General features: G+C 67.1%; 10 protein-coding genes and 1 pseudogene. 2 read left to right on the plus strand and 9 right to left on the minus strand.

Features of this window, described 5'->3' with window-relative positions; genetic code table 11:
- Positions 1-40: 40 nt before the first annotated feature.
- The 9 genes from OIE74_RS07825 to ngcE form a co-directional block, all read right to left on the minus strand.
- Positions 41-1,504 (minus strand): amino acid permease, encoded by a 1,464-nt coding sequence (locus tag OIE74_RS07825; protein WP_329379914.1) that lies wholly within the window; start codon positions 1,502-1,504, stop codon positions 41-43.
- Positions 1,505-1,699: 195 nt separating this feature from the next.
- On the minus strand, positions 1,700-3,631 hold the full coding sequence (gene dxs, locus OIE74_RS07830; RefSeq protein ID WP_443076344.1) for a 1-deoxy-D-xylulose-5-phosphate synthase: 1,932 nt from the start codon (positions 3,629-3,631) through the stop codon (positions 1,700-1,702).
- Positions 3,632-3,875: 244 nt separating this feature from the next.
- Positions 3,876-5,168, minus strand: coding sequence for a sugar ABC transporter permease (locus tag OIE74_RS07835; protein WP_329379917.1), 1,293 nt, complete (start codon positions 5,166-5,168; stop codon positions 3,876-3,878).
- A complete protein-coding gene (locus OIE74_RS07840; protein WP_329379920.1) occupies positions 5,165-5,953 on the minus strand; it encodes an ATP-binding cassette domain-containing protein in 789 nt (262 codons plus the stop codon). Before OIE74_RS07840 ends, OIE74_RS07835 begins: the two co-directional genes overlap by 4 nt.
- Before the next feature lie 195 nt (positions 5,954-6,148).
- Positions 6,149-7,261 carry an ABC transporter substrate-binding protein gene (locus OIE74_RS07845; protein ID WP_329379923.1) on the minus strand — a complete coding sequence of 371 codons (1,113 nt, stop codon included), beginning with the start codon at positions 7,259-7,261 and terminating at the stop codon, positions 6,149-6,151.
- Positions 7,262-7,382: 121 nt separating this feature from the next.
- The gene (locus tag OIE74_RS07850) at positions 7,383-8,582 is read right to left on the minus strand and encodes an ROK family transcriptional regulator (RefSeq protein ID WP_329379925.1); all 1,200 of its coding nucleotides are present in this window, start codon (positions 8,580-8,582) and stop codon (positions 7,383-7,385) included.
- 378 nt (positions 8,583-8,960) lie between these two features.
- Positions 8,961-9,884, minus strand: a complete 924-nt coding sequence (locus OIE74_RS07855) for a carbohydrate ABC transporter permease (RefSeq protein WP_329379928.1) — start codon at positions 9,882-9,884, stop codon at positions 8,961-8,963.
- The gene (locus OIE74_RS07860) at positions 9,884-10,813 is read right to left on the minus strand and encodes a carbohydrate ABC transporter permease (RefSeq protein WP_329379931.1); all 930 of its coding nucleotides are present in this window, start codon (positions 10,811-10,813) and stop codon (positions 9,884-9,886) included. Before OIE74_RS07860 ends, OIE74_RS07855 begins: the two co-directional genes overlap by 1 nt.
- Before the next feature lie 257 nt (positions 10,814-11,070).
- Positions 11,071-12,519: an N-acetylglucosamine/diacetylchitobiose ABC transporter substrate-binding protein gene (gene ngcE / locus OIE74_RS07865; RefSeq protein ID WP_329379934.1), complete on the minus strand. Its 1,449-nt coding sequence runs from the start codon at positions 12,517-12,519 to the stop codon at positions 11,071-11,073.
- Between the two features lie 523 nt (positions 12,520-13,042).
- Here ngcE and OIE74_RS07870 point away from each other — a divergent pair.
- Together OIE74_RS07870 and OIE74_RS07875 are read left to right on the plus strand one after the other, a co-directional pair.
- On the plus strand, positions 13,043-16,885 hold the full coding sequence (locus OIE74_RS07870) for a GH92 family glycosyl hydrolase (RefSeq protein ID WP_329379937.1): 3,843 nt from the start codon (positions 13,043-13,045) through the stop codon (positions 16,883-16,885).
- A gap of 189 nt (positions 16,886-17,074) precedes the next feature.
- Positions 17,075-17,149: pseudogene (locus tag OIE74_RS07875) on the plus strand (hypothetical protein); the annotation flags it as partial.
- Positions 17,150-17,188 lie beyond the last annotated feature (39 nt).

Raw genomic sequence — 17,188 nt, forward strand, 5'->3', positions numbered from 1 at the left:
TTTCCTGCGGCGGGGGGTGACGGTGGAAACTGATGCGGCGTCAGGCGGCCTTGCCCAGGCGGCTGTTGCCGCGTCCGTAGGCGAAGTAGACGACCACACCGACGGCCATCCAGATGGCGAAGCGCAGCCAGGTCTCGGCGGGCAGGTTGAGCATCAGCCAGAGCGAGGCCAGCACGGACGCGGCGGGCAGCCATGGCACCAGCGGGGCGCGGAAGGACCTCGGCAGGTCGGGGCGCGTACGGCGCAGGATGACCACGCCGATCGCGACGACGACGAAGGCGAAGAGCGTGCCGATGTTCACCAGCGACGCCAGCTCCTCAATGCTGGTGAAACCGGCGACGATCGCGATGATCACGCCGAGGAGCACCGTCGAACGGTACGGGGTGCGGAACCGGGGGTGGACGTGTGAGAAAAAGCGTGGAAGCAGCCCGTCACGGCTCATCGCGAAGAACACCCGGGTCTGGCCGAGCAGCAGGATCATGCACACGCTGGTGAGGCCGACGGCGGCGCCGAAGCTGATGACGCCCGCGTAGAACGGATGCCCGGTGGCCTTGAACGCGTCGGCGAGCGGTGCGTCCACGGTGAGCCGGGTGTAGTGCTGCATGCCGGTGACGACGACGGACACGGCCACGTAGAGGACGGTGCAGATGAGCAGCGAGCCGATGATGCCGCGCGGCATGTCGCGCTGCGGCACCTTCGTCTCCTCGGCTGCCGTGGCGACGATGTCGAATCCGATGAAGGCGAAGAAGACGACGGAGGCGGCGGTGAAGATGCCCATCACGCCGAAGTTGGTGGGCGCGTAGCCGAACATCAGCTGGATGAGCGGCGACGCCAGTCCGGCGCCCGCGGGCTGCTCCTGCGCCTTGGGGATGAACGGCGAGTAGTTCGCCGAGTCGATGAAGAACGCGCCGGCGATGATGACGATGAGGACCACGGTCAGTTTGACGGCCACGACGACCGCGGTGACGCGCGCGGAGAGTTTCATCCCGAGGACGAGGATCGCGGTCAGCAGCAGAACGAGAAGGAACGCCAACAGGTCGAAGCCGAAGCCGGTTTCCTCGTTGGTGCCCGCGAGGGAGTCGGGCATGTGCCAGCCCGCGTTCTGGAAGAGCGACTGTACGTAGCCGGACCAGCCGACGGCCACCACGGCGGTGGCGAGGGCGAATTCGAGGACCAGGTCCCAGCCGATGATCCAGGCGGGCAGTTCGCCGAGTGAGGCGTAGCTGAAGGTGTACGCGGAGCCGGCCACCGGCACGGTCGACGCGAACTCCGCGTAGCAGACGGCCGCGAGGGCGCAGACGATGCCCGCGGCGACGAAGGCGAGGGCGGTGGCGGGGCCCGCGTTGTTCTTGGCGACGGCGCCGGTGAGGACGAAGATGCCGGTGCCGATGATCACGCCGACGCCGAAGACCGTCAGATCCAGCGCGGAGAGCGACTTCTTGAGCGCGTGCTCGGGCTCTTCGGTGTCCTGGATGGACTGTTCGACGGTTTTCGTGCGGAACATCGGGTGTCTTCTGGGTCCCGTGTCGTGCGGGGTGGTCACCGGCGTACCTCCGAGTGCGTGGTTGCCGCCATGATCGAGAGGTGCTCGGCGACGCCGGTGCCCGGGAGCGCTTATTTCACACGGATGGGCCGGTCGGACCACCCGTACAGGGAGTCCGACCGGCCCATCCGCCGGTGCGTTTTCTGTGCTCTCGCGTCAGTCGCGCGTGATCTCCTCGGCCGAGAGTTCGCCGGCCATGCGGCCGTCGATCCTCGATACGAGGCCGGTGACCTGGCGCGCGATGTCCGGGGCTGTCAGCCCGATCTCGGCCAGCAACTCCTTGCGGGAGGCGTGGTCGAGGAAGCGGGCCGGAATGCCGAAGTCCCGCAGAGGAATGTCGATCCCGGCGTCCCGCAGCGACTGCGCGACGGCCGAACCGACGCCGCCCGCACGGCTGTTGTCCTCGACGGTGACGACGACGCGGTGCTGCTCGGCGAGCGGCGGGAGGGCCTCGTCGACGGGCTTGACCCAGCGCGGGTCGACCACCGTGGTCGAAATGCCCTGCTTGTCCAGGAGATCGGCGATCTCCAGACACATCGGGGCGAGCGCGCCGACCGACACCAGCAGTACGTCCGCGGGACCTTCCGTGGGGCGGCGCAGCACGTCCATGCCGCCGACCTTGCCCACTGCGGCGACCGCGGGGCCGACGGCGCCCTTGGAGAAGCGCACCACGGTCGGGGCGTCGTCGACCGCGACGGCCTCGCGGAGTTGGGCCCGTACCTGGTCGGCGTCGCGCGGGGCGGCGATCCGCAGGCCCGGCACGCACTGGAGGATCGACATGTCCCACATGCCGTTGTGGGAGGCGCCGTCGGTGCCGGTGATGCCGGCCCGGTCCAGGACGAACGTCACGCCGCAGTTGTGCAGGGCGACGTCCATCAGGACCTGGTCGAAGGCGCGGTTGAGGAAGGTCGCGTACACGGCGAAGACGGGATGCAGTCCGCCGGTGGCCAGACCGGCCGCCGACACCGCCCCGTGCTGCTCGGCGATCCCCACGTCGTACACCCGGTCCGGGAACGCCTTGGCGAACCTCTCCAGGCCGACGGGCTGGAGCATCGCGGCGGTGATGGCGACGATGTCCGCGCGCTCGGCGCCGAGTTTGACCATCTCCTCGCCGAACACCGAGGTCCAGTCGACGCCTGAACTGGCGATCGGCAGACCGGTGTCGGGGTGGATCTTGCCTACGGCGTGGAAGCGGTCGGCCTCGTCCTGGAGGGCGGGCTGGTAGCCGCGGCCCTTCTCGGTGAGGCAGTGGATGATGACGGGGCCGCCGAAGCGCTTGGCGCGCTGGAGGGCCGACTCCATCGCCTCCACGTCGTGGCCGTCGATCGGGCCCACGTACTTGAGGCCGAGGTCCTCGAACATGCCCTGGGGGGCGATGAAGTCCTTGAGGCCCTTCTTCGCGCCGTGCAGCGTGTCGTAGAGAGGGCGGCCGACGACCGGCGTGCGCTCCAGGATGTCCTTGCCGCGGGCCAGGAAGCGCTCGTAACCGTCGGTGGTGCGCAGGGTCGCGAGATGGTCCGCGAGGCCGCCGATGGTGGGCGCGTACGAACGCTCGTTGTCGTTGACGACGATGACGAGCGGGCGGTCCTTGGCGGCTGCGATGTTGTTCAGCGCCTCCCAGGCCATGCCGCCGGTGAGCGCGCCGTCGCCGATGACGGCGACCACGTGGTCGTCGCGGCCCAGCACCTGATTGGCCTTGGCGAGACCGTCGGCCCAGCCGAGGACCGTCGACGCGTGCGAGTTCTCGATGATGTCGTGCTCGGACTCGGCCCTGGACGGGTAGCCGGAGAGGCCGCCCTTGCTCTTGAGCTTGCCGAAGTCCTGACGTCCCGTGAGCAGCTTGTGCACATAGGACTGGTGGCCGGTGTCGAAGAGGACCTTGTCCTTGGGTGAGTCGAAGACCCGGTGCAGCGCGATCGTCAGCTCGACGACCCCGAGGTTGGGGCCGAGGTGTCCGCCGGTCTTGGAGACGGCGTCGACGAGGAAGGACCGGATCTCTCCGGCGAGCTGCTCCAACTGCTCCGGGCCGAGGCGGTCCAGATCACGCGGGCCCTTGATGCGGGTCAGCAGGTCCCATCCGTCGCCCACCGCCGCCTCGGGCGGCCTGGCTGCGCGCGGCTGTGTCACCGTGCCTCCTTGGGTTGAACTGATCTGGCATACCGGTCCGCCGAGTCTAATGTTCCCGTCGCCACGGGCGTCATCGGGCGGCACATGATTCACCGTATGAGCATCTGTGCGTATGTCAGACCTACGCCCGTCGAACGCCCCACCACCACACGAACACGCCCGGTACCGGGCCTCCGGTACCGGGCGCGACGTGCGAGGACAGCTGTCAGGCGCGACCAGCGGTCTTCTGGGTCTTCCGGGTGACGGCGTCGATGACGACGGTGGCCAACAGCACACCACCGGTGATCATGTACTGGATCGGCGAGGCGATGCCCTGGAGGGCGAGGCCGTACTGGATCGACGTGATGACGAGCACACCGAGCAGCGCGTTCCAGGTGCGGCCCCGGCCACCGAAGAGGCTGGTGCCACCGATGACGGCAGCGGCGATGGCGTTCATCAGCAGCTCACCGGCGCCGGCGCCCTGGTTGGCGGAGGCGATCTTCGAGGCGATGAACAGACCGCCGATCGCGGCGAAGGTGCCCGCGATGGAGAAGACCGCGATCCGGACGCCGACGACGCTGATACCGGCACGGCGAGAGGCCTCGACGCTGCCGCCGAGCGCGAAGATCTTGCGGCCGAAGGCGGTGCGGCGGAGTACGAAGTCCGTCAGCACCAGGACGATCACGAAGATCAGCACGGCCAGGGGAAGGCCCTTGTACTGGTTGAAGGTGATCGCCGCGGCGAAGGCCAGGACGGCCAGCAGCGCCGTACGGACGATGATCTCGCTCAGCGGCCGGGACGGGACACCGGCGGCGGCCCGGCGGCGGTTGTCGAAGAACGAGGAGAGGAAGAAGCCGGCCACCACGACCACGGCGAGCCCGTAGGCGGCGGCGACATCGGCGAAGAAGTACCCGGTGAGATTGCCGACCAGGCCTTCGGGGTCCAGGTTGATCGTGCCGTTGTCGCCGAGGATCTGGAGCATGAAGCCGTTCCAGAACAGCAGACCGGCCAGGGTCACGGCGAACGCGGGCACGCCCACCCGGGCGAAGAAGAAGCCGTGGAGGGCACCCGCGGCGGCGCCGGTCAGGATGGCCAGGATCAGCGCGAGCCACTCCGACATGCCGTGTGTGACGGCGAGAACCGCGAAGACTGCGCCCGCCACACCACTGACGGAGCCGACCGACAGGTCGATCTCGCCGAGCAGCAGGACGAAGACGATGCCGACCGCGATCATGCCGGTGCCGACCATGGCGACCGAGATGTCGGAGAGGTTGCCGGCGGTGAGGAAGTTCGAGTTGAGGCTGGTGAAGATCGCCCAGATGATGATCAGGCCGAGGACCACCGGTATGGAACCGAGGTCACCGCCGCGCATCTTGCGCTTGAACTCCGACACGTAGCCCGCGAAGCCCTGTTCGCGTACGACGAGCCGGGGGTCCACGGCGACCGTCGCCGCGCCGGCCGCGGGGGCGGGCGCGTCGTCGGCGGTGCCGACAGGTGCGGAGGTCTTGTCGAGACTCACTTCTTAACCTCCACGTTGCGCGCCGCGCGGCGGGTCACGGCGTTGTCCGTGGCACCGGTGATCGCGGAAATGATGTCTTCCTGCGAGGTGGTGGCGACGTCGAAGAAGCCGTTGTTACGGCCCAGCCTGAGCACGGCGACCTTGTCGGCGACCGCGCGGACGTCCTCCATGTTGTGGCTGACCAGGATCACGGCGTAACCGCGCTCCCGCAGCCGCTCGACCAGGTCGAGGACCTGGGCGGTCTGTTCGACGCCGAGGGCCGCGGTGGGCTCGTCGAGGATCACCAGCTTGGGCTCGCCGAGCATCGACCGGGCGATGGCCACGGTCTGGCGCTGGCCGCCGGAGAGCGAGGCGATCGGGATGCGCACGCTGGGGATGCGGATCGACAGCGTGGTGAGCAGCTCGCGGGCGCGGCGCTCCATCTCGACCTCGTTGAGAACACCCCAGGAGCGCAGCTCCCGGCCGAGGTAGAGATTGCCGACGACATCGAGGTTGTCGCACAGCGCGAGGTCCTGGTAGACCGTCGCCACACCCAGTCCCTGGGCGTCGTGCGGCTTGTTGATGGCGACCGACCTGCCCTCCCACTCGATGACGCCGTCATCGATGGGGTGGACTCCGGCGATCGTCTTGACGAGCGTGGATTTGCCGGCGCCGTTGTCGCCCACGAGGGCGACGACCTGTCCGGCATGGACCTCAAGCTCTACGTCGGTGAGCGCCTGCACGGCACCGAACCGCTTGGAGACCCCTCGCAACGCCAGCACGGGCGTAGCGGTCACGTAAACCATCTCCTTCGCCGCCTGGCCGGCGGGGATACCGCGCCCTGGGGGTGGTGGGCACGGGGGTCGAGCAGAAGAGAGAAATGCGGGGGACGCACGAAAAGCCGTGAAGTGGTCCGTCCGGCGCCCCGCCCGGTAGCGGGACAGTTGAGGGCGGGGCGCCGGACAGGCTTCAGGGCGGGTTTCCGCGGTCCTACTGGCTGACTACTTGACGCCGAGGGTGTCGCACTTGGCCTTGAGCTTGGCGGTGCAGATCTCGTCGACGGTGTAGATGCCGTCCTTGATGACCGTGTCGTTGATGTTGTCCTTGGTCAGCGAGACGACCGGGACGAGCACCGACGGGATCTCCTTGGTGGTGGCGCTGTCGACCGTGGTCTTGGCGATGGCGTCCAGGGACTCGCCCTTGGCGACCGCGACGGCCATCTCGGCCGCGATGGAGGCCTCGGTCGGGTACGGCTTGTAGACGCTCATGAACTGCTCACCGGCGACGATGCGCTGCACACCGGCGAGTTCGGCGTCCTGGCCGGTGACCGGCGGGAGCGGGGAGATTCCGGCGCCCTTGAGGGCGGTGATGATGCCGCCCGCCATGCCGTCGTTGGCGGAGTAGACGCCGACGATCTTGTCCTTGCCCAGGGCCGAGATCGCGCCTTCCATGTTGGCGTTGGCGTTCTCCGGCTTCCACTCCTTGGTGTCGTACTCCTTGCCGATCGTCACCTTGCCGTCGAGGACGGACTTGGCGCCCTTCTTGAAGAGGGCGGCGTTCGGGTCGGTGATCGCGCCGTTCATCATCACGATGTCACCGTCCTTCGCCTTCGGGCCCAGCTCGTCCAGGAGCGCCTGGCCCTGGACGCGGCCGACCTCTTCGTTGTCGAAGGAGACGTAGCCGTCGATGTCGCCCTCGGCGAGGCGGTCGAAGGCGATCACCGGTATGCCGGCGTCCTTGGCCTTCTTGACCGAGCCCGTGATGGCCTTGGAGTCGACGGCGTCCACGATCAGGGCGTCGACCTTGTTGGTGACCATCGTGTCGGCCTGCTGGTTCTGCGTCGACGCGTCCTGCTTGGCGTTGGCGTAGACGACCTTGCCCTTGCCGTCGGTCAGTTCGCTGACCCGCTTCTCGATCAGCGGCTTGTCGAACTTCTCGTAGCGCGCGGTCTGGTTCTCGGGCAGCAGCAGACCGATGGTCAGCGAGCCGTCGGACTTCTTGGACGACTCCTTCGCCGAGTCACCGGACTCCTTGGCGCTTCCACAGGCGGCGAGAGAGACGGCCATCGCGGTGGCAGCGGCAGCCACGGCAGCACGTCGGAGATGTGCGTTCACTTCAGAAACCTCCCTGACGAGGCCGCGACGTTGCGGCCGAGGTGGCTGGAAGTCAACTCCGCTGCGGACGCAGCGTCAAGGAGTAAATCCTTAACGAGATGACAACGGTGCCATTCGTTATCTAAGTGAAGACAGCCGAGCCGACGGGCAGAGTGCTCTCAAGTAGGGTCGAATCGCCCATTTCGCTCAGTACGAGGGCGAGGGCGCCGAGCACTTCCGCACGGCCGCCGAGGGCTCCCGGCAGCACCGAGAGCTGTCTGGCCGCGCTCGGGATCGCGTACCGGGAGACCGACTCCCGTATCGGCGCGAGCACCAGCTCACCAGCCTCGGCCAAATCGCCGCCGAGCACCACCCGGCTGGGGTTGAGCAGATTGCAGAGATTGGCGACGCCGCTGCCGATGTGGCGCCCGACGTCGGCGATCACCCGGCGGCAGCCCGGGTCGCCCTCCCTGGCCAGCTGTACGACCCGCTCCATGGTCAGATCGCGGCCGTGGCTGGACCTGAGCAGCGGCAGTACGTAGCGGGCGGCCGTGAAGGTCTCCAGGCAGCCGCGGTTGCCGCAGCGGCAGACGGGACCCGACTCGTCCAGCGTGATGTGCCCGATCTCACCCGCCGTACCGCCCGGTCCGCGGTAGATCTGGCCCTCTATGACCAGGCCGGCGCCGACGCCGCTGGCGACCTTGATGTAGGCGAGGTCCTGCACGCCCCGGCCGCTGCCCCAGACCAGCTCGCCGAGGGCGCCGAGATTGGCGTCGTTGTCGACGTACACCGGTACGCCGAGCCGCCCCGCCAGCTCTTCGCTGGGGTTGATCCCCGTCCAGCCCGGCAGGATCGAGGTCGAGCCGAGGGTGCCCGAGACGACGTCGATCGGGCCCGGCACCCCGAGCCCCACGCCGATGACCTTCTGGCGGCCTATCCCGGTGGCCTCGATCAGCCTCTCCACCAGCTCTTCCGCCCGGCCGAAGCCGTACGCCGACGAGGCGTCCACGTCGAGCGGTTCGGACTCCTCGGCGAGCACCTGGTGGGCCAGATTCCCGACCGCCACCCGCAGATGCGTATGGCCGAAGTCGACGCCGATGACGATGCCCGCGTCGCCGCTGAGCGAGACGCTGCGGGCCCTGCGGCCCCCCGCCGAGGTGGGCGTCACCTCGACGGTGCCGCCCTCCCTGAGCTCGCGGACGATGTTGGAGACCGTGGCCGCCGACAGTCCTGTGCTCCGGGCGATCTCCGCCTGGGTGAGCGAGCCCGCCATGCGCACCGCGCGCACGACACGCTCCAGATTCGCCCGGTGCAGAGACGACTGTGACCCTGGAGTCTCCACAACTGATCCACTCCTGCCCTTGGCAGGCGGCACGACCACCGCCCCCGGCCGGGGTCGCGCCTGTGAGGCCCCGGCGTATCTCCAACTTGTGAACTCTAAGCTCAGCCTTTCGGGTCGCTTCCCGTCAAGACCTTGAGCAGTGCTGGACGTGGATGGGCACCGTACGTACGCATCTGACCTGCGGACATGGGCGTTTTGGCGAATTCAGGCCAGTGGCGGTGGCGAAAACTGCCCCTTCGGCTCGGGATGGATACCGAACGAACCCCCCGGACGAGGGCCCGGAGCACGGCGCGACGAGGGCCCGGAACGCCGCGAACCGCCCCCCGGCGAGAGGCCGGAGGGCGGTTCGACGAAGGGACTCCGAGGAGGTGCGAACGGCTACTTGAGCGCTCCCGCCGTCAGCCCCGCCACGACCTGGCGCTGGAAGATGATGTACGCGGCGAGCACCGGCAGCATCGCCATCACCAGTCCGGCGAAGAGCCCGGAGTAGTCGCCCTTGTAGCCCTGGCTGACCGCCAGCTGCACCAGACCCTGCGAGAGCACCTTCTTGTCCGGGTCGGTGTTGAGCACCGTCGGCAGCATGTACTGGTTCCACTGCCCGAGGAAGTTGAAGATACCGACGCTGATCAGACCCGGCTTGGCCATCGGCAGCATGATCTGGAAGAAGGTCCTCGTATGCGAGGCGCCGTCGATGATCGCCGCTTCCGCCACCGAAGTCGGCAGCGTCCTGAAGAAGGACGACAGGAAGAACACCGTGAACGGCAGCGAGTAGGCGATGTAGACCAGGATCAGACCGTGCGTGGTGTTCAGCAGCCCCATGTTGTTCATGACGAAGAACAACGGGACCAGCGCCAGGATGATCGGGAAGCTCATCCCTCCCACGAAGAGGAAATAGATGAAGCGGTTCCCGGGGAAATCGAAGCGCGCCAGTACGTACGCGGCCATCGAGCCGAGCACCAGAGTGCCGATCAGCGAACCCCCCACCACCAGAATGGTGTTGAGGAAGTAGTCGCTCATGTGCGCCTGGGTCCAGGCCCGCGACCAGTTCTCGAAGTGGAGCCTGTCCGGCAGCGCCCAGGGCGAACTGAAGATGGAGTTGTCGTCCTTGAAGGAGGACATCACCGCCCACAGCAGCGGCAGCACGACCAGCAGCGCCCAGATGACCAGCACACCGTGCGAGAAGACGTTGAGGACGCCGCCCCCGGAATTCTCCCTCTCCGGCGGCGCGTTCACCTTGGTCACCGGCGGCCGGTCGCGCGGCTCCTCGGGCGTGGTGGCCGGAGGCGTGTCAGTGGTCTTCATCAGAACTCCAGCCGCTCGCGCCGGCCCAGTTTCGTCACGACCGCCGCGAAGGACAGCGTGACCACGAGCAGAGCGACACCGATCGTTGTGGCATAACCGGCCTGGGCGTCCCTGAAGGCCGTTTGGTAGACGTACAGCGGCAGGACCGTGGTCGAGTAGTCGGGTCCGCCACCGCCCGGCCCCACGGTCATGATCTGTACGACCGCGAACGCCTCGGCGCCGAGCGCCAGGATGCCCATGTAGATCCAGCCCGCCTGCACGGTGTCCCAGAGCAGCGGAAGGGTGATCCGGAAGAAGGTCGTGAACCGGTCCGCGCCGTCCAGCAGCGCCGCCTCGTAATAGTCCTTCGGAATGGAGGCCATTCCGGCGGAGAAGAGAACGACGAAGAAGCCGACGGTGCTCCAGATCAGGACCGCCATCACGCACCAGAGCGCGAGATCCGGGTCACCCAGCCAGAGCGGCTGGATGTTGTCCAGACCCACCGCGGAGAGTGCCGCGTTGATGGCGCCGCTCTCCGGGTTGTAGGCGAACTGGAAAAGCAGGGCGACGATCGCGATGGAGAGCACCTGCGGGAAGAAATACGCGATCTTGTAGAAGCCCGAACCGCGTACACCCGCGATCGTGGCGCCCTTTCGCCGCCGCCCGCCGACATTGATCATGAAGGCGAGGAACAGCGCGAGGGAGAGCGTCACCAGCGGAAGCAGCAGCACGAACAGCACGCTGTGCTGCAAGGACTTCCAGAAGATGTCGTCTTCGAACATCTTCTTGTAGTTGTCGAAGCCCACCATCTTGAAGTCGGAACTCAGCCCCGTCCAGTCCGTGAACGAGTAGTAGATGGACTGGATGAACGGCCATATGACGAAGATCGCGTACAACGCCAAGGGGGCGATCAAAAACCCCGCGATGAACCGGTATTTACCGTGCTGCATGGATCCGACCCCGATCTGTGCGCGGATGCCGCCGCTGGGACGTGTCTTCAAAGTAGCGCCGTCCGCCTGCAAGGCGGGGCCCGCGGCGGCTGGTGCGGTGCATCGCAAGGCGGAGGATCGTGCTCGTACTGGACGTACTCGCACGACTCCGACAACGCAGGGGGCACCTCCCGTGCCCGAAGGGCTACGGGGGAGAGGTGCCGTCCAGGCGTCGCGGGCCAGGCGGGACTTTGAAGACACGGCCTAGTGACGCCTGCTCACTGGTGCTTGTAGTGCTTGATGGACTGGTCCTTCGCGGCGGCATCCGCGTAGCCCTGGATCTTCTTGATGGCCTCGGCGGGGGTGAGACGCCCGGCCATCATCTCGCCGAGACCGGCGACCCCGATCTGCTCCTTCTGGAGCTTGACGTACCAGTCCTGGAGGCGCGGGTTGACGACGTTCTCGCCCGCCTTGTCCAGGGAGGCGACGGCCGACTTGAGGCCCGGGGTCAGCTCGATGCCGTCCGTGCCGCCGTTGAGGGCGGTCAGCGACTTCACCTGGGAGGTGAAGTTCTTCGACGACTCCTCGCTGAGCATGATGCGCAGCAACTCCATGCCGCCCTGCGGGTTCTTGGCCTTCTGCGGGACGATGAAGGGCTCACCGCCGGAGGCCCAGATGGTCCCGAACGGCAGCGTGTCGGAGGCGTCCATGCCGGTCGGCGCGCCGACGGCGAGGTTGAAGTCGGCCGGCATCGTCTTGGCCGCCTCGTTCTCCACCCAGGAGCCGTTCGGGATGAAGAGCGCCTTGCCCTTCGTCCAGGCGGTCTGCGACTGGATGTGGTCCAGGCCGGGGGTGCCCTGGAGGATGTAGCCCTTCTTGAAGAGCTCGTAGTACGCCTCGAACGCCGTCTTGACCGCCGGGTCCTTCCAGGCGTTCGGCTCCAGGTTGTCGATCTTGTCGAGGACCTCGGCGCCGCCGATCTTGGCGATCATCGGGTAGAGCGAGAAGGGGATGTAATACGGGTGCTTGCCCGCGTACGTCCAGCCGGCGATGCCCTTCTTCTTCGCCTTCTCACAGACCGCGAGCATGTCGTCCCATGTCTCGGGGTAGGTCGCGTCGAGATTCTCCAGCGCCTTCTGCGAGTACCACACGCCGTAGACCGTGTAGGCGTAGTACATGATCCAGACGGGGTCGCCGTCGAACTGACCCATCTCGACGATGCCGGGACGCAGGGTGTCGCGCACCTTCTTGGCGGGGTCGTCGTACGACGGGGCGTCCATCAGCGCCGTGAGGTCGGTGAGCTGCTTCTTGCCCACCAGCACGCCCATGTCCATCTGCTCGGCGCCGGAGTTGTCGATCAGGTCCGGCGGGGTGCCGCCGTTGAACCTCGGCTGGAGCGTGGACTGGATCTTCTCGGTCGCCGCGTGCTTGACCTTCGGGGCCTTCGGGAACGCCGTGTTGTAACGCTTCTCCGCGTCGATCGCGTACTGCTCGCCGAACCCGCCGTTGAAGATGACGACTTCGAGCTGCGCCGTCTCGTTGGCTCCGAGGGGGTTCTTCGCCGAGGTCTTGCCCTTCTCGACCTTCTCGTCGCCGCCGCTGTCGCTGCTCGCGCAGGAGGCCAGGAAACTCATCGTCGGCACGGTGATCAGGCCGACCGCCGCCGAACGCTTGATCAGATCGCGACGGCCAAGGCCCTCATTGCTGTGAGCGGAGGTTGATCCCATGCTCAAGTCCTCGCCTTCTCCAGGACTCAGGCGGTGTACCGGTCGCCCGTCCTTCTCGCCTGAGGCAGAAGGGCCCCGCCACCGCGGTCAAATGAAGCTGGGTCGTGCAGGATTGTGGTGCTTGATTCGCGTGCGCTCCCGGCCCTTCGCCGTTCGAAACCTGGCGAGGCGGACGCCGACAGGTATAGTCCACTTCAGGTCAAGTGAGCAAGATCGAAAGCAGGTTTGGGCGGGAGACTTTCCCTAGTTGAGACCTCCGGCGGGTTTCAGAAGACACCCATGGCATCGTACGGATCTCACCGCATTTCCCGGATCGCGCACGCCACGATATCCGGCCCGCTCGCGTGCTCTCGCGCACCTGAATATGCGCAGCTCCAACGAATCACTTTTGGCGGAATGGCCGGTTTCTGTCATCTCACACCGGCAACACTCTTGACACCGTGCACCTTCTGCATCACTACTTAACCTGCGCATGGCTTATGACAACGTTGTCCATCACGCTTTCGCAGGAGGAAGGCTCGGGATGCAGCGCACACCAAGACCCCGGCACACGCAGTACCGCAACGCCGCCCTGGTGGCGGTCGCTTCGCTGCTCATGGTCACCGCACACTCGGCGGCGGTCGCACAGCCCGCCAGGACCGACGCCCCCAAGGACTCGTTCACCTCGTCCTTCGAGGAGAGCGACACGCAGCCCGACTGGCGCGACACCGTGGACACCGGAGCCGACGGGAAGAAGCGTTCCTCGGGCGTGACCGGGGAGTTCAACGCCGGCATACCGGGCAATGTCACGGACCGGGTCGTGGAGCTGCGCGCCAGCGACGAGAACACCGGCGGCGGCGAGGGCAAGGAGAACCTGGTCGACGTCCAGTCCAGCACCAAGTGGCTGGCCTTCGAGCCCACCGCCTGGGTCGAGTTCGACCTGGACGCGCCCACCAAGGTCGTGACCTACGCGCTGACGTCGGCGAACGACCACGCCGAGCGCGACCCGAAGGACTGGACGCTCCAGGGATCGACGGACGGCAAGGAGTGGAAGACCCTCGATTCCCGGGTCGACCAGACCTTCGACGAACGATTCCAGACAAAGTCATACGACTTCGACAATTCGACCGCGTACGCGCACTACCGGCTGGACATCACCAGGAACAACGGCGCGGGTGACGCCACCCAGCTTGCCGATGTGCAGTTCTCCAACGGCGATACGACCACGCCGCCGCCCGCCGACATGCGCAGCCATGTCGACGGCGGCCCCGGCGGCTCGCCCACGGCCAAGTCCAACGCCGGCTTCACGGGGAAGCGCGCACTGGAGTACTCGGGTTCGCACAAGCCCGACGGCCGGGCCTACTCGTACAACAAGGTCTTCGACGTCGACACGGCCGTGCGCCCCAACACAGAGCTGTCGTACCGGATTTACCCCTCCATGCCGGAGACGGACCTGAACTACCCGGCCACGAACGTCTCGGTGGACCTCGCCTTCACCGACGGCACGTACCTGAGCGACCTGAAGGCCCTCGACTCGCACGGCGGGCTGATGACCCCTCAGGGCCAGGGAGCGGCCAAGCGGTTGTACGTCAACCAGTGGAACGCGGTCTCCTCGCGGATCGGTTCGGCCGCCGCTGGCAAGACGGTGGACCGGATACTCGTGGCGTACGACTCCCCGAAGGGCCCGGCCAAGTTCCAGGGCTGGGTGGACGACATCGCGCTGGCCGTGAAGGCGCCCGAGAAGCGCCTCGCGCATCTGTCGGACTACGCGTCCACCACGCGCGGCACCAACTCCAGCGGCTCGTTCTCGCGCGGCAACACCTTCCCGGCCACGGCCGTGCCGCACGGGTTCAACTTCTGGACCCCGGTGACGAACGCCGGGTCCACGAGCTGGCTGTACGAGTACGCGCGCGACAACAACAGCGACAACCTCCCCACCCTGGAGGCGCTGTCCGCGAGCCACGAGCCGAGCCCCTGGATGGGTGACCGGCAGACCTTCCAGCTGATGCCGTCGACGGCCGGCGGCACGCCGGACGCGTCGCGCTCGGCGCGCGCGCTGCCGTTCCGCCACGAGAACGAGATCGCCAGGCCGCACTACTACGGCGTCACGTTCGAGAACGGACTCAAGGCGGAGATCACCCCCACGGACCACGCGGCGGCGATGCGGTTCACCTATCCCGGTGACGACGCGAGCATCGTCCTCGACAACGTCAACAACAACGGCGGTCTGACCATCGACGCCGCGAACCGGTCCTTCACCGGCTTCTCCGACGTGCGCAGCGGTGGATCGGCGGGCGCCACAAGGCTGTTCGTGTACGGCGTCTTCGACGCGGCGGTCACCGACAGCGGCAAGCTGCCGGGCGGCGGCGGCAAGGACGTCACCGGATTCGTACGCCTCGACGCGGGCCAGGACCGCACGGTCGATCTGCGGATCGCGACCTCGCTGATCAGCGTCGACCAGGCGAAGAAGAACCTCGCGGACGAGCTGCCGGCCGACCTCGGCTTCGAGCGGGTCAAGAAGGACGCGCAGCGCGCCTGGGACGGCATCCTGGGGAAGGTGGAGGTCGAGGGCGCCAACAAGGACCAGCTCACCACGTTGTACTCCAGCCTCTACCGGCTCTACCTGTATCCCAACTCCGGCTTCGAGAACACGGGTACGAAGAAGAAGCCGCGGCAGCAGTACGCCAGCCCCTTCGTACCGAAGACGGGCACGGACTCCCCCACGCACACCGGCGCGAAGATCGTCACCGGCGAGGTGTACGTCAACAACGGCTTCTGGGACACCTATCGGACGACGTGGCCCGCGTACTCCTTCCTGACGCCGAAGAAGGCCGGGGAGATGGTGGACGGCTTCGTCCAGCAGTACAAGGACGGCGGCTGGATCTCACGCTGGTCCTCCCCCGGCTACGCCGACCTGATGACCGGCACCAGCTCGGACGTGGCCTTCGCGGACGCGTACGTGAAGGGAGTCGACTTCGACGCCAAGGCGGCGTACGAGGCGGCGCTGAAGAACGCGACCGTGGTGCCGCCGAGTTCGGGCGTGGGCCGCAAGGGCATGGAGACGTCGCCGTTCCTCGGCTACGCCTCCACGGAGACCCATGAGGGCCTGTCGTGGTCGCTGGAGGGCTACCTCAACGACTACGGCATAGCGAAGATGGCCGAGAAGCTCTACAAGGAGACGGGCCAGAAGCGGTACAAGGACGAGTCCGCGTACTTCCTCAACCGCGCCCAGAGCTATGTCTCGCTCTTCGACTCCGAGGCCGACTTCTTCCAGGGCCGCGACCTGAAGGGCGACTGGCGGGTCCCGAGCGACACGTACGACCCGCGGGTGTGGGGTTACGACTACACCGAGACGAACGGCTGGGGCTACGCCTTCACGGCGGCGCAGGACTCACGGGGCCTGGCCAATCTGTACGGCGGGCGCGCGGGTCTGGGCGACAAACTCGACGAGTACTTCGCGACGCCGGAGACCGCGGGCGCGGAGTTCGTGGGCTCCTACGGCGGCGTCATCCACGAGATGACGGAGGCGCGGGACGTCCGGATGGGCATGTACGGCCACTCCAACCAGGTCGCGCACCACGCCACGTACATGTACAACGCGGCGTCCGAGCCCTGGAAGACGCAGGAGAAGGTCCGCGAGGTGCTCGGCCGCCTCTACACCGGCAGCGAGATCGGGCAGGGCTACCACGGCGACGAGGACAACGGCGAGCAGTCGGCCTGGTACCTCTTCTCCGCGATGGGCTTCTACCCGCTGGTGATGGGCAGCGGGGAGTACGCGGTGGGCTCGCCGCTCTTCACGAAGACGACGGTGCACCTGGAGAACGGCAGGAAGCTGGTCGTCTCGGCGCCGAAGAACAGCGACAAGAACATCTACGTGCAGGGCCTGAAGGTCAACGGCAAGTCCTGGAAGTCCACGGCGCTGCCGCACGACCTGCTCGCCAAGGGCGGCACGCTGGAGTTCGACATGGGCGCCAAGCCGTCGGCGTGGGGCACGGGCAAGAACGCGGCGCCGGTCTCGATCGCGAAGGACGACAAGGTGCCTTCGCCGAGGACGGACGCGGTGACCGGCTCGGGCGCGCTCTTCGACAACTCGTCGAAGACGACGGCTGCGGCGGGCGGTCCGGTGGATCTGCCGGTCCCGTCGGCGACGAAGGCGGTCCAGTACACGCTGACGTCCGCCAAGGCGGAAACCTCGCCGGTCGCCTGGGAGTTGCAGGGCTCGGCGGACGGCAAGACCTGGAAGACCCTGGACAAGCGGTCGGGGCAGTCGTTTGCGTGGGACCAGCAGACGAGGGCGTTCACGGTGGTGACGCCAGGGCCGTACGAGCACTACCGTCTGGTGACGCAGGGTCAGGCCGACCTGGCGGAGGTGGAGTTGCTGCGGTAGCTCGCTGTCCGGTCTGAACGGGAACGGGTCACCGGCGTTTGCCGGTGACCCGTTTCTTGTCTTCCGCGTACAGAAAGGTAAGGATTGGCTACGCTGGGTCACATGCCACAACCCAACGATCTCGACGCGTACGCCAACCCAAGGGCCTTCTACGGAGCGGAACTTCGCCGCTTGCGGGAAGAGGCGGGGATGACCCAGACCCAGCTCGGTGAGCGGGTGTTCTGCACCGGCTCGTACATCGGCCAGTTCGAGTCGGCGACGCGATGGCCGATGGTGGACATGTCGCGGATGATCGACGAGGTG

Origin of the sequence: Streptomyces sp. NBC_01716 (assembly GCF_036248275.1) — a bacterium.
Classification (GTDB): domain Bacteria; phylum Actinomycetota; class Actinomycetes; order Streptomycetales; family Streptomycetaceae; genus Streptomyces.